General features: G+C 36.8%; 22 protein-coding genes. 21 read left to right on the forward strand and 1 reads right to left on the reverse strand.

What is annotated here, in order from left to right:
* Positions 1-164: 164 nt before the first annotated feature.
* The 12 genes from CD003_RS16930 (at position 165) to CD003_RS16980 (ending at position 9,533) form a co-directional block, all read left to right on the forward strand.
* Positions 165-1,280, forward strand: a complete 1,116-nt coding sequence (locus CD003_RS16930; protein ID WP_096200279.1) for an IS4 family transposase — start codon at positions 165-167, stop codon at positions 1,278-1,280.
* A 183-nt stretch (positions 1,281-1,463) separates the two neighbouring features.
* Positions 1,464-1,691: a hypothetical protein gene (locus CD003_RS16935; RefSeq protein WP_179295603.1), complete on the forward strand. Its 228-nt coding sequence runs from the start codon at positions 1,464-1,466 to the stop codon at positions 1,689-1,691.
* Between the two features lie 128 nt (positions 1,692-1,819).
* Complete coding sequence (locus CD003_RS22385) at positions 1,820-2,122, forward strand: IS66 family transposase (RefSeq protein ID WP_257008371.1); 303 nt, start codon at positions 1,820-1,822, stop codon at positions 2,120-2,122.
* Positions 2,123-2,224: 102 nt separating this feature from the next.
* A complete protein-coding gene (locus tag CD003_RS22390; RefSeq protein ID WP_257008372.1) occupies positions 2,225-2,530 on the forward strand; it encodes an IS66 family transposase in 306 nt (101 codons plus the stop codon).
* Positions 2,531-2,863: 333 nt separating this feature from the next.
* Positions 2,864-3,256 carry a flagellar protein FlaG gene (locus tag CD003_RS16945; protein WP_096202436.1) on the forward strand — a complete coding sequence of 131 codons (393 nt, stop codon included), beginning with the start codon at positions 2,864-2,866 and terminating at the stop codon, positions 3,254-3,256.
* A 128-nt stretch (positions 3,257-3,384) separates the two neighbouring features.
* Entirely contained in the window at positions 3,385-5,430 is a 2,046-nt protein-coding gene (gene fliD / locus CD003_RS16950) for a flagellar filament capping protein FliD (protein WP_096202437.1), read from the forward strand.
* 51 nt (positions 5,431-5,481) lie between these two features.
* Positions 5,482-5,877 carry a flagellar export chaperone FliS gene (fliS, locus tag CD003_RS16955; RefSeq protein WP_096202438.1) on the forward strand — a complete coding sequence of 132 codons (396 nt, stop codon included), beginning with the start codon at positions 5,482-5,484 and terminating at the stop codon, positions 5,875-5,877.
* Complete coding sequence (locus CD003_RS16960) at positions 5,877-6,239, forward strand: flagellar protein (RefSeq protein ID WP_096202439.1); 363 nt, start codon at positions 5,877-5,879, stop codon at positions 6,237-6,239. The genes fliS and CD003_RS16960 overlap by 1 nt, the downstream gene beginning before the upstream one ends.
* A 155-nt stretch (positions 6,240-6,394) precedes the next feature.
* Entirely contained in the window at positions 6,395-6,619 is a 225-nt protein-coding gene (locus CD003_RS16965; protein WP_096202440.1) for a hypothetical protein, read from the forward strand.
* Positions 6,620-6,671: 52 nt separating this feature from the next.
* Positions 6,672-6,866: a YjfB family protein gene (locus tag CD003_RS16970; RefSeq protein ID WP_096202441.1), complete on the forward strand. Its 195-nt coding sequence runs from the start codon at positions 6,672-6,674 to the stop codon at positions 6,864-6,866.
* Positions 6,867-7,011: 145 nt separating this feature from the next.
* Complete coding sequence (locus CD003_RS16975) at positions 7,012-8,805, forward strand: flagellar hook-associated protein 2 (RefSeq protein WP_179295604.1); 1,794 nt, start codon at positions 7,012-7,014, stop codon at positions 8,803-8,805.
* Positions 8,806-8,951: 146 nt separating this feature from the next.
* Positions 8,952-9,533, forward strand: a complete 582-nt coding sequence (locus CD003_RS16980) for a Uma2 family endonuclease (protein WP_257008373.1) — start codon at positions 8,952-8,954, stop codon at positions 9,531-9,533.
* Positions 9,534-9,615: 82 nt separating this feature from the next.
* On the opposite strand, the gene CD003_RS16985 is transcribed toward CD003_RS16980, so the two are convergent.
* On the reverse strand, positions 9,616-10,458 hold the full coding sequence (locus CD003_RS16985; RefSeq protein WP_096202443.1) for a DUF6612 family protein: 843 nt from the start codon (positions 10,456-10,458) through the stop codon (positions 9,616-9,618).
* 732 nt (positions 10,459-11,190) lie between these two features.
* On the opposite strand from CD003_RS16985, the gene cspD reads away from it, so the two are divergent.
* The 9 genes from cspD (at position 11,191) to ftsX (ending at position 20,546) form a co-directional block, all read left to right on the forward strand.
* Complete coding sequence (gene cspD, locus CD003_RS16990) at positions 11,191-11,388, forward strand: cold-shock protein CspD (protein ID WP_096202444.1); 198 nt, start codon at positions 11,191-11,193, stop codon at positions 11,386-11,388.
* Between the two features lie 301 nt (positions 11,389-11,689).
* On the forward strand, positions 11,690-12,229 hold the full coding sequence (gene hpf / locus CD003_RS16995) for a ribosome hibernation-promoting factor, HPF/YfiA family (protein WP_096202445.1): 540 nt from the start codon (positions 11,690-11,692) through the stop codon (positions 12,227-12,229).
* Positions 12,230-12,650: 421 nt separating this feature from the next.
* Complete coding sequence (gene secA / locus CD003_RS17000) at positions 12,651-15,167, forward strand: preprotein translocase subunit SecA (protein ID WP_096202446.1); 2,517 nt, start codon at positions 12,651-12,653, stop codon at positions 15,165-15,167.
* 76 nt (positions 15,168-15,243) lie between these two features.
* Positions 15,244-16,351, forward strand: a protein-coding gene (gene prfB, locus CD003_RS17005) for a peptide chain release factor 2 (protein WP_096202447.1) whose coding sequence is annotated in 2 segments (ribosomal slippage) — positions 15,244-15,315 and positions 15,317-16,351 — 1,107 coding nt in all. Because the reading frame shifts where the segments join, the coding sequence is not laid out codon by codon here.
* Between the two features lie 126 nt (positions 16,352-16,477).
* Positions 16,478-16,876, forward strand: coding sequence for a hypothetical protein (locus tag CD003_RS17010; protein WP_096202448.1), 399 nt, complete (start codon positions 16,478-16,480; stop codon positions 16,874-16,876).
* A 342-nt stretch (positions 16,877-17,218) separates the two neighbouring features.
* Positions 17,219-18,085: a YitT family protein gene (locus CD003_RS17015; protein WP_257008392.1), complete on the forward strand. Its 867-nt coding sequence runs from the start codon at positions 17,219-17,221 to the stop codon at positions 18,083-18,085.
* Between the two features lie 68 nt (positions 18,086-18,153).
* Positions 18,154-18,546, forward strand: a complete 393-nt coding sequence (locus CD003_RS17020; RefSeq protein WP_096202449.1) for a c-type cytochrome — start codon at positions 18,154-18,156, stop codon at positions 18,544-18,546.
* A 430-nt stretch (positions 18,547-18,976) separates the two neighbouring features.
* Positions 18,977-19,663: a cell division ATP-binding protein FtsE gene (ftsE, locus tag CD003_RS17025; protein ID WP_096202450.1), complete on the forward strand. Its 687-nt coding sequence runs from the start codon at positions 18,977-18,979 to the stop codon at positions 19,661-19,663.
* The gene (ftsX, locus tag CD003_RS17030) at positions 19,653-20,546 is read left to right on the forward strand and encodes a permease-like cell division protein FtsX (protein WP_096202451.1); all 894 of its coding nucleotides are present in this window, start codon (positions 19,653-19,655) and stop codon (positions 20,544-20,546) included. The genes ftsE and ftsX overlap by 11 nt, the downstream gene beginning before the upstream one ends.
* The last annotated feature ends 8 nt before the right edge of the window (positions 20,547-20,554 follow it).

Here is a 20,554-nt window from a genome sequence, read left to right on the forward strand (position 1 = left end):
ACAATTATTGAAACGTGAAAAATCACTAGTGTTGCATTAATTAATTTCAAATATTAAAAAGACTCAAAATCTTCAATAATCTCATTTTACGCACAGAAAAAGTCCTTTATAATGGATAAGTCAGGTGGTAACCCGTCCAAATCCACTAAAAAAGGACTCACACTATGGACAAGATTACACGAAAAACTTCATTTGGACAATGGTTTTCACCCATTAACCTTCAATTATTTGAAGAAAACGTGAAAACGTTGAAATTAGATTACTATACAAAAAAGTTAACGACCGAATCATTTCTAAAATTACTTCTTTTTGCACAACTTCAAGAAATCGAAAGTCTTCATGCACTGGGCGATAGTCTTTTTGATGACAAGCTGCAAAAAGAAGTTAACCTAGATTCTATCAGTATCTCTCAGCTATCACGGCGATTAAATAATATGAATCCTGACTTATTTCAAAAGCTTTTCTTAGATCTAGTAGCACAAATTCATGTCAAAACACACCCTACAAAACTGATTATGCCGTTAAAAATCATTGATTCAAGCACATTGCCACTTAATTTGACCCATCATAAATGGGCTAAGTTCCGCAAAACAAAAGCGGGAGTTAAGGTGCATTTGCGTCTTGTGTTTATGGAAAATGGACTTTCCTATCCTGAAAAAGCTGTTATTACAACGGCAAAAGAACACGATCGTGGTCAACTTGAAGTGATGATTGATAACAAAGAATGCATGTATGTGTTTGACCGTGGTTACCTTGATTACGAGCGATTTGATCGCATGACGGATGATGGCTACTTTTTTCTTTCAAGACTACGTAAAAATGCGGTCGTACGCGAAGTTTATGAATTTAAACTACCAGAAGGTTCAGCAGTATTATCAGATCAAATGGTATTGATTGGTACAACTCAAAACCGTAGTGAAAATTACTTTCGCCTATTAAAAGTGAAGGATTCAAAAGGAAATGAGCTTCATTTAATCACTAACCGTTTTGATTTGAGTGCTGAAGAGATTTCTGAGATGTATAAATCACGCTGGGCAATTGAACTGTTTTTCAAATGGATAAAACAGCATCTCAACATTAAAAAGTTCTATGGTCACAGCGAATGGGCGATTCAAAATCAAGTGTTTATTGCACTGATTGTTTTTTGCCTGCATGTTCTCGTTCAAATCGAAACGAATAGCAAGCGAAAAACCTTACAAATTAGCCGTTATTTAAGGGCTGCGCTATGGAAACCAGCGTATATCTGGATTCGAAAAATTGAAGGAAAAGCAGTCCCTTAATAAACAAATTGTCGTCGTTACTTATGCTCAATTGTAAAAAAAATCCAAATGGATGGAACCACCTTTGGTTAGGTATTTCCTTTTTTGGCTCTAAGCAGAGAAAACATTAAAACTGAAAATTCCAACAATATTTATGCAACACTAGTGGTGAAAAATATATATATCATTTGTGAGAAGACTGATATGCGAAAAGGCATTGACGGATTAACCACACTAATTCAGCGTTTAACTAAGCTTTTTTATGGATTTAAAACAGAGAAACCTATATATAATTCGCCCGATGGGCAACTGTCATTATTTGAGGATGATCCATCATTTAGTTTTTCTGAGCATACAGAAGAACAAAGCCAACAGACGAATTCTTATACTGTTGTTTTTAAAATTCAAAAGAAAAAAAGAAATGACTCCTAGCGTGATGATGTAGAGGAAGAAGAAGTTTACCATCACCCAGAAAACCCCGTCTGTGATTGTTATCAAAGGAAAATGATTGAAGTTAGTCGTTACATAGCTCGTGAAAAAGCATCTTTATTCCTGCAAATATGAAGAAAGTACAGCATGTCGAACATGCTTATGAATGTAAATCTTTTATAAGCGAGTCATCTCAGCCGGCACAAGTAATTCATGGAAGAGCGCCACAGTCAGTTATTCAAAGTAATATCACAAGTCCTAGTGTATTTGCCAAAGTCATTCATGATAAATTTGCGCTATACTTACCACTTTGCAGTCAGGTCAATGAATGGGAACGTTACGGACTAAATACAAATGATAAAAACCTATCTAACTGGGTCATTGGTTCTGCACATGATTGGTCATTGAAGAGTTACGACCAAATAAAGCCATGATGATGTTTAAATCTGTCTTATATGTCGACGAAACTTATTCAAAAATATCCGTCGTTCTGATGGAAAGTCAGGTCATTCTAACGCTAATGGGTATAGCATAGTATGCCAAGTCAAGGACAAACGATGATTCTGTCTAAAAGCTCCCTATCACGAGCGCGCTCTGTTCTTGGTAGTTTCATAGAAGGTTATACTAGGATGATCATTTGTGCTGGTAACTCTGCCAATGATAAAAATGGCGGAGTTACCTTCGCAAATTGGTGGGCGCATGTTCGTCGATATTGGTTGAAAGCAGACAACAATAATGGCCAAGTCGGTGTGAATTATTGTGATCAATTATATCGTCTCGAAAGGAAATTTAAAGATTTGTCTCCGAGTAAGCGTAGAAAAAAAACGATAAAAATACTCTAAGCCAATAATGAAGAATTCCTTAACTGGGTTGAGACATCACCAGTCTTCGGAAAATGCCCTCGCAAAGGCGAATGCCTTCTGTTTGGGGATCGCAGAAACCGCCAAAAGTAACGGTGTGGATTTCTACGAATACATAAAGAAACTTTTCACGGAACTACTGAATATCGATATCCATTAAAACCTTGAGATTTTAAATCAGTACATGCCTTGAACTGATAAACCTAACGGATGGATAGTTACAAATGGCTATTTTCAGAATAGTATAAATTTCTATGAAGATATATGTAGAAAATCCGATATATTAATTAAAGTATTAAATTAGGGGGCGAGGGTATGGAGATAAAATCTTTAGTGGGTTCGGGTGGCGGTACTTATTCTAGTAAAAGTAATCCTAAAGCGGAGAATACATCATTAGACAGAAAAGAAATTGAGCAATTTAGAGATACAATGTCTGTTACCGAAAAAATTAATGAACATGCTAGGAAAAATAAAGCTAAAATTTCTAGGGAAGAGCTTGATAAACAAGTTGAAGGCATGAACAAGTTTCTTGAATCTAACTTAACATCATTGAAGTTTAATATCCATGAGAAGCTTGATCGTATCTACGTACAAGTAGTTGACAAGGAAACGGATGATGTTGTCCGTGAGGTACCACCAGAGCAATTTTTGGATATGGTGGCTGCGATGTTACAACATGTTGGATTAATTATTGATGAGCGAGTATAAAAGGAACATAGAAAAGTAGGGCAAAAGGAACTTTCTTTTTGCTCTTTTTTAATGCCAATCTAAACATTATATTTTTTTTACCGATACAATTAATAGAATAGTTCTGATTTATATATGAGGTGAGCAGAATGAGAATGGCTGGCTTTGCAACGGGAATGGATTTAAACCAAATTGTCACTGATTTAATGCGTGCTGAACGTATGCCAGTTGATAAAATGCTCCAACAACGCCAAACGGTTGAGTGGCAAATGGAGTCATATCGTGATGTAAATAGAAAGCTTAATACTTTTCGAAATAGTATAGTAGATAACTTTGTCTTGACTCGTGCTAACTTACAAGCGAAGACAGTTACAAGTTCAAATAGTGCAAAAGTAACAGCAACAGCAACAGCGAATGCAGGGAATACTACGTATCGAATTTCAGAAGTGAAGCAGTTAGCTACTGCTGCTTCTAACTTTAGTGAAAAAGAAATATCTAAATCAGCAATTCAAAAAGTAGATGGAAACAAAGCAATTCATGATTTAGGTTTTAAATTAGATGATGGATCTTTTGAGTGGAAACAAGGGGTGGTGGAAAGAGCAACTATGACAGCAACGGATAATCAAAGAGCTTTTGAAATAGCAAATGGTACAAAGCTAGCCCCTAAATCTGAAAAAGATATGGTTGTTAAGGTCAGTGGAAAATTATATGAAGTAATAACAGAAGGAGACCCAGCTGAAAACCAGGTGAAAGTAGAATTTGGAGAAACTGGTGCAAGATTAGAGTTTAGCAAGCCTTTGGCAAATCGTGCAAATGTAACTGTTGATTATTTTGCGGATAGAAAAACAGAGGTCTTAAACTCACCTACTCCGAGAACGGAAGTGAGACTCGCGAAGGGATCTATTGCAAATGATATCACGGTTTCGGGTTATGACGTTGTTACGAAGCCGGAAGATTTAGCAGACGGCAAAGTATTAGTAGATTTTGCTACAGGTAAGCTTACTTTTAGTCGACCAGTTACTGGAACAATAAATGTCTCGTATACTCAAAACTATACTACTTCTAGCATAACAACTTATAGTACATCTGGAGAGCAAGTGAAGGATAATTTTATTATTCAAAGTGGACAAACGATTAACCAGGTTATGAATCAAGTAAGTCGCTCAAATGTGGGTGTAAGTGGTTTTTATGATGAGTTTGCTGATAGAGTAACAGTTACGAGAAAAGAAACAGGTATATCAAATGGAACTACCGACGGTACGGTATACCAGGCGCAAATGTTATTTGAGGGAACCTTCTTCACTAGAATTTTAGGTTTAAATAGTGATATGGAGGAAGATGTAGGTAAGGCTGAAAACGCCCAATTTACAATTAATGGACTTGCAACAGAAAGACGTTCAAATAGCTTTACTATTGATGGTGTGACGATAACATTGAAGGATACATTTGATGTAAATGATGCGAATCCAGTTTCATTAAATGTTAATACTGATGTGGATAAAGTGTTTGATAACATCAAGAAATTTGTAGATGATTATAATGAACTTTTAGATAGTATAAACGGTATGTTAAAGGAAGAAAGGTATCGTGATTATCGACCTTTAACTGATGACCAAAAAGAGGCTATGAGCGACAAAGAAATTGAGCGTTGGGAAGAACGTGCGAGAAGCGGGATGATTCGAAATGATTCGATTATCTCTAATGCTATGGACCGTTTGCGTGTAGATATTTATGGTGTAATTAACTCCTCATTAGATACGAATTTCAAACAATTATCGGCTTTAGGCATTACAACTTCCAGAGATTTTATGGACCGAGGAAAGTTAGAGATAAATGAGGAAAGGCTAAGAAAGGCTATTGAACAGGATCCTGATGCTATTCAAGCAATTTTTGCGGCTGATGGACCTACTAGAAGTGAACAAGGGATTGTTCGTCGGATGCGTGATACGCTTGATGGTGCGATGAAATCTATTGCAGAACGAGCAGGCGGTAGTCGCGGGTTGACTCAAAATCACCAGTTTACCCTTGGACGTAATTTAAATAACATTAATGATAGAATTACGAACTTTGAACGTCGTTTACAACAAGTGGAAGAGCGTTACTGGAAGCAGTTTACGGCGATGGAATCTGCTGTTATGAGAGCAAACCAACAAGCAGAAGCTATGTTTGCACAGTTATTTGGAAACCAAATGTAGTCTTAAATTATTAAAATATTACTCAACCACTAGGAAGGATGGAACACAGCCATGTCTACAAACTTACAAGCTTATAAGCTAAATGCGATGAAAACAACATCACCTGGGGAACTAACATTAATGCTATATAATGGCTGCTTAAAGTTTATAAAAAAGGCGAAAAGTGCTATAGAAGAAAATAATATTCAAGAAAGAAGTACTAATATTACTAAGGCACAAAATATTGTACGTGAGTTAATGGTCACGTTAAAGACAGATTCTGAAGTTGGAAAAAATATGTTAACACTATATGACTTTATTCTTAATCGTCTAATTGAAGCAAACATTAAAAATGATTCAAAGGCGTTACTAGAAGCTGAAGAATTGGTTGTTGATTTTCGTGATACGTGGAAGGAAGTCATACAATTAGATAGACAACAACGCCACGGTTCAGGTGGGAAAGCGTAGTGTCAGGTGTCAAAGAACTTTATCTGCAATCTAAAGAACTGTTGGACCATTTAGAATCTCCACTACCAAAAGATGATGATGAACGAGATGTATATATAGAAAAAATAAATGACTTGTTGGATCAACGTGAGGTGTCCCTGAAAAAAATAGGTGATTCTTCAAACTTGAGCACTTCCGAAATCAAATTAGGTGAAGAGGTGCTAAAGTTAAATAAAGAAATTAATCCTAAGTTAGCCTTTTTAAGGAACCAAATTAGAATAGATATCTCAGCTTTAAAAGCAAAAAAAGAAAAGGGACAAAAATACGAAAACCCTTATGAAGGTCGAACGGTTGACGGTATTTTCTTTGATAAACGTGAGTAAAACTTCATAAGTGTAACCTCTCATAGGGGGTTACACTTTTCTCAAGTAAAAGATGTTTTCATAGGAATGTTGAAGTGGTGTTTATGTACATATCTTTTTGACCTTGACGTTAGATATTGTTGACTAATTAATTCATTACTTTGAGGAGTAAACATATGGAGGACTATGGGTTTTGTCGTGAGTGTGGTAAGGTGAAAGAAGAGAAATCTTTACCATACTGTCAAACGTGTTATGAAGTATATCGATATAATTTTGAGTTTATAAAGGATTTTTTAAAGCACACACCTACTGCAAATGCAATGGATATTTCCTTTGGTACAAATATTCCAATTGAGCGAGTATTGCAATATATAAAAGATGGTTTGATTCGTTCAACTTAAAAAATATAAAGTGAACTTAATTGAGAGTAGATACTTAAGGAGGTGAAATACATTGAATATAGCAGCGTTATCAATGGCGATGAATGAAGGACAAGTTAAGCAACAGGCTAGTATTTCAATCATGAAGCAGGCAATGGGCTCGGCAGAGCAAAATGCAGATTTTTTAAATAAAATGATGGGCGATACAAAAGCATTAGAACAAGCTGCACAACCTCATTTAGGAGGAAGTATTGATTTAAAGTTATAAGAGGACTAAAGATTAATTAACATTGTCCGATAAGAGAAGTAAGTAATAATTTTGAAAACCAAAAAGAGTCGAAGACACTTGTGCTTCTACTCTTTTTTCTTTTTATTGGTTAATGAATATTAAACTATTCTTTGGAGGTTTTACTATGCGTATGACAGGCCTAGCAACGGGTATGGACATAGAGCAGACTGTCGCTGATTTAATGCGTGCCGAGCGAAAGCCCATTGATAACATGATTCAACAAAGAGAGCAGCTACGATGGGAGCAAGAAGATTACCGGGAGATGAACTTAGAGCTCACTAAATTTCGTGATAATTTATTTGATGGGGTCATTCGTGCTTCTAATATGAGTGCGAAAGAAGCAACAAGCTCATATCCTGCAAGAGTGACAGCAGATGCGAGTGCTTCTGCATCTGCTTCAAGCTATACAATTTCTAAGGTAGAGCAGTTGGCGTCTGCAGCTTATAATGTGAGCAATGAAAAAATAAGTGAAGGAAATATCGACCCGAATGCTAGTATTTGGTCACAACAAGAACACCTTTCTGATGCATTTACTATGAGTGAAGAAGTAGTTGAAAATGAAAGAGTAGTAGTTGAGGAACCGACGAATGTGTTGCAGCTTTCTAACGGAGCTATTAAAACTGCAGGGGAAGACAATGAATTTATCAATGTGAGTATAAATAATGTCGGTTATCAGGTTGTAAGTTCTATAGAGGATTTAGAAATGAATGAACAAGCAGTTTACGTAGATAAAGAACAAGGTACCTTAGTTTTTAATGAAGAAGTTGGTAGTAGTGATGATGTTACAGTCGATTATACATATCAATCCATTGAGTTTGGTATCGATGCTTATAGCTCTAATGGAAAAGTAGAAGAAGTATTTGAATTTAATGGCTCTAGTTCCTTGAATGAGATACTTGATGAAGTGAACGATTCAGAGTTACCGGTAAATGCCTTTTATGATCCGTTTGCTGATAAGGTGTCAATTACTCGTTCTGAGACAGGTCAGTACAACGACGGTGAAGGCTCAGAAATGAACTTTAGTGGGTCATTTTTAAACGATGGCTTGAATTTAATTTCAAGTCAAGAACAAGGGGGAGAAAATGCTAAGTTTACAATTAACGGACTTAGCACAGAACGTCAGGAAAACAACTTTACAATTGATGGTGTTTCAATTACATTACATGATACGTTTGAAGACCAAGTTACAGTAAATGTAAATGTTAATAATGACCATGTTTTTGATACGGTTATGGAGTTTGTTGAGGATTATAATGGACTTATAGATACTGTGAATGGAAAACTAAGTGAAGATCGTAATCGAGACTTTCACCCTTTAACAGATGAACAGAAACAGGCAATGTCCGAGCAAGAGATTGAACGTTGGGAAGAGCAGGCACGTAGTGGAATGATTCGTAATGATAGAATGTTAAGTGCTGGATTAAATCAATTACGAATTGATATTTACAGTAATGTGGGACACAGTTCAAGTGATATAGGTTTTTCTCAAATAGCAGAACTAGGTATAACAACGACTAGCAACTATCAAGATGGGGGACGTCTAGAGGTAGATGAAGAGAGACTACGCCAAGCGATAGAAGAAGACCCGGAGGCAGTTTATCAAATATTTGCTAGTGATGGTGAGTCATATGAAGAAAAGGGAATAGCTCGTAGAATGCGTGACTCTCTACAAGGAACAATTGAACAGGTATCTGAAAGAGCGGGGCGGTCTGGTATAACAACCAAAGGTCAGTATACTATTGGAAGAGAGATTCAAAGTGTTAATGATCGAATCTCAAATTTTGAACGTCGAATGCAACAGGTTGAAGAACGATATTGGAATCAGTTCAACGCTATGGAGGCAGCTGTAGCCCAAGCAAATGCACAAGCTGAGTCAATGTTCTCGATGCTAGCAGGTGGAGGACAGGCGCCTATGTAGATAATTAATTCTTAAAACAGGAAGTGTTGTTTTAGTTTCTGTTTATAAAATTCATGAACTACTTCTTTGTACTCGTATTAAAACAATATGTAAATAATATGGTATAATCCAAGTAAAAGATAGCTACTATTCAATGGGGGGATATCATGAGTGCTATGAGACCAGACCAATCAAAAGTTTTCTCTTATGCTGATTATTTGCAGTGGAAAGAAGGAGACAGACTGGAATTAATCAACGGTAAAGTATACATGATGACTCCTGCCCCATCTAGAAAACACCAGGAGATAGTACTTGAAATAGGACGCCAACTTAGTAATTCTTTAAAGGGAAATCGATGTAATGTCTATATAGCGCCTTTTGATGTACGTTTTTTAGAAAATGAAGACGATGAAGATGACAATATCTATACAGTTGTTCAGCCTGATTTAACAATTGTTTGTGATAAATCTAAATTAGACGATAGAGGTTTGAAGGGGACGCCTGACTTTGTTATAGAAGTCATCTCACCTTCAACTGCTTCTACTGATTATATTCAAAAAATGAACCTTTATGAAAAAAGTGGAGTAAATGAATATTGGATAGTTCATCCAACTGACCAAGTTGTATTGGTATTTGTTTTAGAAGATGGAACATATGGTAAACCCAAGGTCTATGATAGGGATAATTGTGTAAAGGTAGAGGTAATAAAGGATTTAGAGGTTGACTTGAAAGAAGTGTTCCATGAGTAAAAAATGTGACATTATTAAATATAGAATAGTGTTTTATAAAAATTAGCCGACTCAAATCTACTGAGCCGGCTAACATAATAGGTTAATTCAAAAACCCATGCTCCAAAGAAAACTCCTCTGCATCTAACGCCTCTTCAGGCACAACGATTTCATCAATCTCATTAAAATTAGACATCGTTCCACTTACTCGTTGAATTGTGGACATTGTTTCTCCTTCAAATGTCATTTCCATTTCCATCAGCATCATCAGTTGCGTTTGGTAATAGCTTTCTTTGTCGATGTGGATCACGTATTCTAATTGTTTAATCTCCATCATGTCAAAGATGTCGTCCATCATCATATCAGTGCCAGAGGGATCACCTAATTGCCCCATTAATTCTTGAGCTAGTGATTGAATATCTTCACCATCGCCAATTAATGTTAGTACATAATGACCATCTTCCTCAGTGAGTTGGACATTTTCGATTACGTTACTCAAGATTTTCATTTGCTCTTCTGGATTCATTTGCATGTTAGCCATAGCTGCGATTTCAGTTGCAAACTCTTCGGGGAACTTAATCCACTGATTTTGTAGAGAATCTTTCATAAAGAGCCCTTCTTCAGTGAAGTATGATTCTGCTACTGCCATTCCCATGTCTGGTTGGTCGCTAGCAATCTCCATTTGTTGTGAAAAGCGAAGTGGATTAACTGTCATATCCGACTGCATCTCCATTGACATCGTAAAAGACTCTTCACCAGGTACTGACATTTCTTGTTCGGAGGACATTTCCATTGAGAAGCTTTCTAATTCTTGCATCGTTCCTATTGACTTCTCAATAATCCCTAATGCACTTACTTCATTTGTATCAACTTCCTGTGCATCACCGCAGGCAACTAAAAGCATCATGAAACTAAGTAAAAGTAATGCTTTCTTTACATTATTCAAAACAAAACCTCCTAATAATCTTCATGATGAAACATTACCATACTATTAAAAAATTTTACAGAATAGTAGTGATTTGTGGATTATTTCGTGTGACTGTAATATAAGGAAGGAATTAAGTAGAAGCAATGATGAGGCATCGATATATGTATTGCGGCTCAGGTAGAGCATAAATGGTTAAAAAGATACACACGTACACCTTATCAATAATCGAGGATAAAAGACTACTGAGCAACGTGTGTCAAAACTTGCTACCGGGGAATCGGCCCCTCTAAAAGAAAGGAGAGGGAGGTACCAAGTGGAAAATCACAGCCTTCTCTGGAGACTCAAAAGAGTGTCACTGTGAAAGGTATCAAAAAATGCCAAATCATTTACCAATCTGTCATATTTTGAATAAATTTATTATAATCTGACACAAAAGAAATTTGCAACACAAAAATTTAAAAATTATAAATATTTTAATTATTACGTGATATTAGTGGTGAATACTATTTTAAAAAACGGGTAAAGTAAAATTGAGACTATACAGAATGATTAGTAGGTGTATTGGGCAATAGATGTACACCCAATAAGAAATAAAGTAGAATTTTGTCTACTTATGTCATTTCGATTGAAAAGTCAATGATTATTTTGAGAAATAGACAAAATAGTTTGACGCCTATTAAATATTTCTGTTATAGTTAAACTGTGGAAGGGTTTCCACAGAGATTTTTATTACGAAGGGAATGTGAAAACATGCAAGGAAAAGTAAAATGGTTTAATGCAGAAAAAGGATTTGGTTTCATCGAGCGCGAAGACGGAGACGATGTATTCGTTCACTTCTCAGCTATCAACTCTGAAGGGTTCAAATCTTTAGACGAAGGACAAGAAGTTGAATTTGAAATCGTTGAAGGTGCTCGTGGACCTCAAGCTGCAAACGTAGTTAAGCTTTAATTCACATTCCTGGATCAAGGATTTGAATAATAGCTAGACAAAATATACCCATCTCAGTCATTTGATTGAGGTGGGTTTTTTAATGCTGAATTATGAGTGATGAATTAAGAATTCAATTGCAAATTGCAAATGTAGAATTGCAAATTTAAAGTTCTTTTGTTTTCATTCGCAATTTGCCATTTGCAATTCGCAATTGTTCTTCATCATTTCGACATATTTTTCTAAATTATTTTTAGTTTGAGAAGGATTAAATGCGGGGTATATAGAATAATAATACATAGAGGAAAGGAGGAGTTCAAACATGAACTACAACATTCGTGGTGAGAACCTAGAAGTAACTCCAGCAATTAGAGAGTATGTTGAGAAAAAAGTGGGGAAATTAGAAAAATATTTTGATACTACCCCAATCGCAGATGTAAATGTAAATTTACAGGTGCACAATAATCAGCAAAGTATCGAGGTTACAATTCCGATGCCGCAATTATTATTACGTGCAGAGGATACTCATAATGATCTGTATGCTGCAATTGATCTTGTAGTTGAAAAACTTGAAAGACAAATTCGTAAGTACAAAACAAAAGTAAACCGCAAGTTCCGTCAAGAGGGCAGTCTGAAATACATGTTTACAAATGACATTGAAACTGTTGAGGAAGATGAGGACGAACTTGAAGTAGTACGTACGAAACGATTCAACTTAAAACCAATGGATGCTGAGGAAGCGATTTTACAAATGGACATGCTAGGCCATAGCTTCTTCGTATTCTCAAACTCAATAAATGGTGATACAAACGTTGTCTACCGTCGTAAAGATGGAAGATACGGATTAATTGAGCCAGAATGATCACAAGCAAAAGAGCACAGCTATAGCAGCTGTGCTTTTTGCTTGTTAATGATGTATGCTGAGTTATGAGTTATGAATTAAGACCTTAAGACCTTAAGACCTTAAGACCTTAAGACCTTAAGACCTTAAGTAAACAGGAACAATGTAGAACAATCCCTCGGCAGGTCTAGACAAAAATTTGAATTGCTTCAAATTTGCAATTTGCAATTTGCAATTAACAATTCATAACTCATAACTCATAACTCATAACTCATAATTCACAATTCGACACTAACTCCCTCCCTCCCCTCCTTGTAACTATAGGGGCAAACTGCTAAAATTGTATTTAAGTACGTTTTTCTAGAATTAGGATTGAAAAACTCTACATATAGTTGTACGGACGTGTAAGACGTGTAAAAAGAGAAGAGAGGACGAATGTTGAATGTTTGGACTTTTAAAAAAGGTTATAGGTGACCCGAGCCAACGTGATTTAAAAAAGATGCAAAAAATCGTGGATCAAGTTGAAGCATTAGGGGATGAAATAAAAAAGCTTTCTGATGATGGTTTACGTCAAAAGACGGAGGAATTCAAAAAGCGTTATCAGGACGGGGAGTCTATAGATCAACTTTTACCTGAGGCGTATGCAGTTGTTCGTGAAGGTTCTACTCGCGTATTAAAAATGACACCGTATCCTGTGCAAATTTTAGGGGGGATTGTTCTTCATAAAGGGAATATCTCTGAGATGAAGACAGGGGAAGGTAAAACCCTTGTAGCAACAATGCCTGTATACCTAAATGCGATAACTGGAAAAGGCGTTCACGTTGTCACTGTAAATGAATATTTAGCGAGTCGTGACTGTGAAATCATGGGTGAGCTATATCGTTTTCTAGGATTAACAGTTGGGTTAAATCTAAATAGTCTTTCAAAAGAAGAAAAACGTGACGCGTATGCGTGTGATATTACATATGGAACGAATAATGAATTTGGCTTTGATTATTTGAGAGATAATATGGTTCTTTATAAGGAGCAAATGGTTCAACGTTCTCTTCATTTCGCCCTTGTCGATGAGGTCGATTCAATTTTAGTTGATGAAGCGAGAACGCCATTAATTATTTCAGGTTCAGTTGAGCGTACAACTCAGCTATATCAACAGGCGAATACGTTTGTTCGTATATTGAAAAAGGAAGAAGATTACACATATGATGAAAAAACAAAGAACGTTCAGCTGACTGAAGAAGGGGTAAATAAAGCTGAGCGTGCATTTAATATTGAAAACCTTTACGACCAGAAATATGTAACATTAAATCACCATATTAATCAGGCGTTAAAAGCTCATGTTGTCATGCTTCGTGATACAGATTACGTTGTTGAAGACGGTGAAATAGTTATCGTTGATTCATTTACTGGTCGTTTAATGAAAGGTCGTCGTTATAGTGATGGTCTACACCAAGCGATTGAAGCGAAGGAAGGCTTACAAGTTCAACGTGAGAGTATGACTCTAGCTTCAATTACGTTCCAGAACTATTTCCGTATGTATGAGAAGCTTGCTGGGATGACGGGTACAGCGAAAACGGAGGAAGAAGAATTCCGTAATATATATGGTATGGACGTTATGGCAATTCCGACGAATAAGCCGATCGCTCGTGAAGATAATGCTGATTTTATTTATAAGACAATGGAAGGTAAGTTTAAGGCTGTTGTTGCTCAGATTGAAGAGCTTTATAAAACCGGACAACCTGTTCTTGTTGGTACTGTAAGTGTAGAGACATCTGAACTTGTAGCAGGATTACTGAAAAAGAAAAAGATTCCTCATCATGTGTTAAATGCGAAAAATCATGAAAAAGAAGCGGAAATTATTGAAAACGCTGGTCAAAGAGGAGCGGTTACGATCGCTACAAACATGGCAGGTCGTGGTACGGATATACAGCTTGGAGATGGAGTTCGTGAACTTGGAGGACTATTTGTTCTAGGCACGGAGCGACATGAGAGTCGCCGTATTGATAACCAGCTTCGTGGACGTGCTGGTCGTCAAGGGGACCCAGGTAAGTCTCAATTTTATCTATCAATGGAAGATGAATTAATGCGTCGTTTCGGTTCGGATAATATGAGAGCAGTTATGGAAAGGCTTGGGATGGATGAAGACCAACCAATCGAAAGTAAGCTTGTTTCTCGTGCGGTAGAAACTGCTCAGAAACGTGTGGAAGGTAATAACTTTGATGCTCGTAAGCAAATCCTTCAATATGATGATGTTATGCGTGAACAGCGTGAGATTATTTACAAGCAGCGTATGGAGGTAATGGAGTCAGAGAACCTACGTGAAATTGTCTTAAAAATGATTAAATCAGTAATCGAGCGTACAGTTCAGCTTCATACTCCAGAAAACGAGGTACCGGAAGATTGGGATCTTGGTGGAATTGTCACTCATATGAAGGCAACGCTTTTAAAAGAAGAGGATTTAACAGAAAAGGATATCAATGGTCTAGATCCTGAAGAAATGATTGAGCTAATTTACGATAAGGTAGTTAAGAGCTATGATGAGAAAGAAGAGCAATTTACGCCAGAAAATATGCGTGAATTTGAAAAGGTAATTATGCTTCGTACGGTTGATCGTAAGTGGATGAACCACATCGACCAGATGGACCAGCTTCGCCAAGGAATTCACTTAAGAGCATATGGCCAAAATGACCCTCTTCGTGAGTATAAATTTGAAGGCTTTGAAATGTTCGAGCAGATGATTAATTCGATTGAAGAAGAAGTTGCGATGTACATCATGAAAGCTCAAGTTGAGCAGAACCTTGAAAGAAAAGAGGTTGCTGAAGGGAAAGCTGTTCATGCGAGTGCAAACGCTGGTGGCGAAAAGCAAAAGAAACGTCAACCAATTCGTAACACAAGTACAATCGGAAGAAATGACCCTTGTACATGCGGAAGTGGAAAGAAATATAAGAACTGTTGTGGGTAAGAAGTTGGAAGGTTAGAAAGTTAGAAAGATAAGTCCTAACCAACTTGAAAAGATACATTTAGAGAGGTAGATGAACGTGGAATTAGTAGAGGTTAAGCAAGAACTTGCAATAATGGCAAAGAGATTAGTCGACTTTAGGGGGTCTCTTTGACTTAGAGGCAAAGGAAGAGCGTATTGCTGAGCTTGAGGAGAAGATGACTGATCCAGATTTTTGGAACAATCAAGACGAAGCTCAAGTCGTAATTAATGAATCAAATGCATTAAAAGAAATGGTCAACACATATAAAGAGCTTCAAGAAACGTATGATGATTTGGAAGTTTCTTATGAGCTTTGTAAGGAAGAAGAAGATGCTTCTCTTCAAGAAGAATTATTTAGTGGAGTGAAGCAACTTTTAAATGATTTAAATGAATATGAACTTCAACTATTATTAAGTGAGCCATATGATAAAAACAATGCGATTCTGGAGCTCCATCCAGGTGCTGGTGGTACGGAATCTCAAGACTGGGCGTCTATGTTATTACGTATGTACACTCGTTGGTCTGAGAAAAAAGGCTTTAAAGTAGAGACAATGGATTACTTACCTGGTGATGAAGCAGGTGTGAAAAGTGTAACTTTATTAATTAAAGGTCACAATGCCTATGGATATTTGAAGGCTGAAAAAGGGGTACATCGCCTTGTGCGAATTTCTCCATTCGACTCCTCAGGTCGCCGTCATACTTCGTTCGTTTCATGTGAAATTATGCCGGAATTAAGTGACGATGTTGAAATTGACATTTTAACAGAGGACTTAAAAATTGATACGTACCGTGCAAGTGGTGCAGGTGGACAGCATATTAATACGACGGATTCAGCTGTTCGTATTACTCATCTACCGACAAATACGGTTGTAACATGTCAAAACGAGCGTTCACAGATTAAGAACCGTGAGCAAGCAATGAAAATGTTAAAAGCAAAGCTCTATCAATTAAAAATTGAAGAACAACAACAACAGCTTGATGAAATCCGTGGAGAGCAAAAGGAAATTGGCTGGGGAAGTCAAATCCGTTCGTACGTTTTCCATCCGTATAGCCTAGTGAAAGACCACCGTACTAACCATGAAATCGGAAACACAGGAGCAGTTATGGATGGAGAACTAGACCCATTCATCGATGCCTACTTACGTTCAAACATTCATAAAAGTTAATATGAAGGTTAAAGGGTTGTCTCTAGTAGGCAACCTTATTTTTGTAAAAAAATGTTACATTAGCTCAAAAACAGTATTCTATTTTCAGTTGAAAATGCTATAATAAGAAAAAAGTGAGGTGATAAAATGGATAACAACATATTGCAACAAATACTTGAAACTGTAAAATCGATCGACGGAAGAGTGGCAAATGTAGAAAATCGTTTAGATAATATTGAAAACAGATTAGGGAATATAGAAAATCGTTTAGATAATATTGAAAACAGATTAGAGAGTGTAGAAAGTCGACTAGGAAATGTAGAAATCCGATTAGAAAATGTAGAGAAAACGCAAGAACAGCATACTACTATGATTGTACAGTTAACCAATAGTGTAGAGCACCTAAATGGAAGGGAAGAAAAATTACAAGATGCTCTCGATTTATTAAGAGATGAAGTATTATTCAATAAAGAATATGCCACAACTGTTTTAGAAGAAACATTCCGCTTAAAACCAAGAATAAGAAAACTAGAATCCTCCCAATAACAACACCCCCAGTTGTCCATTGCCGAGGATTTTTTTTGAATTAAAAATGTAATCCACATTATATCCCCATCTCCCACACATACTACCAATAACCAATATCATTATTTAACCATTAACCATTAACCATTAACCATTAACCATTAACCATTAACCATTAACCATTAACCATTAACCATTAAAAATTTGCCCTTCAATTCATAACCCATAACTCATAATTCATAATTCACTTAATTAAAGCGTTACCCGGCTCTCGTTTACAAGATAGTAAGTCAGTGATATACTTCATTTCGGTGTTTTACAGATTCTATTGACAGCAAGGTGAGTGTGTATGAAATGATGATGATGACAACGAAACGTGGGGAACCGATGAGCCCAGTTGCTCGTACGTTCTTAGAATATGGATACATATTGCTCGGTTCAGCCCTAATAGCTCTTTCTTTTAATTTGTTTTTACTACCAAACCGTATTGCTTCTGGTGGAGTGAGCGGGATTAGTACGATTGTTTTTGAGGTATTTGGAATAGAGCCGGCGTTTACTCAGTGGGCTTTTAATATACCTTTGTTTATTTTAGGGATACTCCTTCTTGGAGGAATGAAGTACGGGATAAAAACATTAGTAGGGACTTTGTTTTTACCTTTTGTCGTATTTCTATCGCGTAATTTAGAGCCGGCTACGACTGATCCTCTTTTAGGTGCATTGTTTGGTGGGGTTGGTATTGGGCTTGGCTTGGGGATTGTTTTCCGAGCGAGTGCCAGCACAGGAGGTACGGATTTAGCTGCCCAAATCGTTAATAAGTATACAGGACTATCACTTGGAGCTTGTATTGTAATCATGGATGGACTAATAGTTGCTACATCCGCTGTTGTTTTTAATATTGAGTTAGCGATGTATGCACTAATTTCATTATTTATTACTGGAAAAACGATTGATTTTGTCCAAATGGGGGTAGGCTATTCAAAGGTTGCCCTTATCATTTCTAAAAAGCAAGAGGAAGTACGTAAATCCATCTTAACCGATATTGACCGTGGCGTAACAAGACTTTCGGGGTATGGTGGATATACTGATGAAAAACGACCAGTTCTTATGTGCGTGGTAAACCAAACAGAGGTCACAAAATTGAAACAAATAGTAAAAAGTGTTGACCCGACTGCGTTTGTAGTCGTTACCAATGCAACAGAGGTACTTGGTGAGGGTTTCAAAAGAGAATAAATGCGTTATAATGGTAATGTAGGGGACAACTACAAAAATTTGTAAAGTATATGAGGAGGTCTATACTCATGAAAAAGTTTTTAATGGCAATCATGGGGGCGTCAGTACTTGCTTTAGGAGCATGTGGTGGCGGAGCAGACGAACCAGCTGAAGAAGCACCGGTAGAGGAAGCTCCAGCAGAGGAAGCACCAGTTGAAGAGGCACCAGCAGAGGATGATGCTGAAGAGACAGCGGGAGATGTTACATATGATGTTGCATCGGCTGAAGCAAAGTACAACCAAAGCTGTGCAGCATGTCACGGTGGTAATCTTCAAGGTGGTGTAGGTCCATCACTAGAAGGTGGCGCATATACGTATGAAGAAATTATGCATGCTATCGAAAATGGAATTGGTACTATGCCTCCAAACTTAGCTGAAGGTGCAGAAGCAGAAAATCTTTCTGCATGGTTAGCTAACCAGTAATACAAACTAGAGCTCTTCTATCTACGGATGGGAGGGCTTTTTTTAGTGCGATTATGAATGCTGAGTTATGAATTAGGGGGAGCTAATTGGCTGTTTGCCAATTGTGTTTGAGCTATAAAGAACTTAATTCGCAATTTGCAATTCGCAATTCTTAATTGATTTGTTTTTCTGAAATGAAATTGTAATAAAATTGTTCATTCATGATTCTTTTATTGGTGCTATAATATAGTGGTGTGAGAAATCGACATTACTTTTCGTTTTTATTGTATTGCTGAGTTTTATAGAGAGCATTTGACAACGTTTGGTCCAACAACATTAGAGATGCTGGGCCTTTATTGTTTTATTATAGAGGTTTTACTAGTGTTTTTGTCGAAAATTAAAAGAGTTTCAACATGAATACGCATTTAATTATAGTGGGAAGTGGTAAACATTGATCGATATGAAAGATGTTTGGAAAACGTATCCGAATGGTGTAAAGGCCATTAATGGAATAGATGTAACAATAAGTAATGGTGAGTTTGTTTATGTTGTTGGTCCTAGTGGGGCTGGTAAGTCTACGTTTATTAAAATGATGTACCGAGAAGAGAAACCAACAAAGGGAACGATAAATATCAATGGTATGACATTAAGTAACTTAAAGGAAAAACAAATTCCAATATTACGAAGAAGTATTGGTGTGGTTTTTCAGGACTTTAAGCTATTACCGAAGTTATCAGTTTATGAAAATGTGGCATTTGCTCTTGAGGTTATTGAAGAGAACCCAGCAACGATCAAGCGTAAAGTAATGAATGTACTTGATATTGTTAAGCTGAAGAATAAAGCAAGATTCATCCCTGATGAGCTTTCAGGTGGAGAACAGCAACGTGTGGCAATTGCGAGAGCGATAGTCAATACACCAAGCGTCTTAATTGCGGACGAGCCTACTGGAAACCTTGATCCTGAAACAGCGTGGGAAATTATGGACCTTCTTGAAGAAATTAATGACCGTGGAACAACAGTTGTTATGGCAACACATAACAAAGATATAGTTAATACTATGCGTAAACGAGTCATTGCAATTGAAAACGGACGAATTGCTCGGGATGAGGTAAGGGGGAATTACGGCTATGAAGGCTAGAACTCTTACTCGTCATTTGAAAGAAGGAACAAAAAACCTCGGTCGTAATGGCTGGATGACATTTGCCTCCATTAGTGCGGTCGCGATTATGCTATTTGTTGTTGGTGTGTTTTTACTATTAATTATGAATATGAATCATATTGCTACTATGGTTGAAGAGGATGTAGAAATAAGGGTTTATATTGAGTTAACAGCAACCGACGAGCAACAGCAAGAGTTAAGACGCCAAATTGAACTGGTGGATCATATTGATACAATTTACTTTTTAGATAAAGATGAGGGCTTAGAACAGTTCATTGATAGCTTGGACGAAATGGGACAAGTATTCGAAAACCTTCGTCAGGAAAATCCGTTTAATGATGCATTTATTGTCCGCGCTAATACACCACAATTAACGGAAACGGTTGCTAATCAAATAGAAGGGCTACCATATGTAGAATCTATTAATTATGGAAAAGATGTAGTAGAAAGATTGTTTACTGTGACTGACTTTTTAAGAAATGCTGGCCTAGTATTAGTTGTTGGTATGATGTTTACGGCAATGTTTTTAATTGCTAATACGATTAAACTGACAATTGTAGCGAGAAAACGTGAAATTCAAATTATGAAACTAGTAGGCGCTACAAACGGATTCATTCGCTGGCCTTTCTTTATCGAGGGTCTTCTTCTTGGGGTAATTGGGGCACTGATTCCGATACTAGTAATCTTCTTTGGATACACGTATATATTCGATTATTTAGGCAGTAGGATTGAGTTAATGTTCTTTGAATTAATACCAATCTTCCCTAGTGTTTACCAAATAGGAGGAATACTTATCCTGATTGGTGCATTTATTGGGATTTGGGGAAGTATGATGTCTGTCCGAAAGTTTTTAAAAGTATAGATAGATTG

It is taken from the genome of Bacillus sp. FJAT-45350 (genome assembly GCF_002335805.1).
Taxonomy (GTDB): Bacteria; Bacillota; Bacilli; order Bacillales; family NISU01; genus FJAT-45350.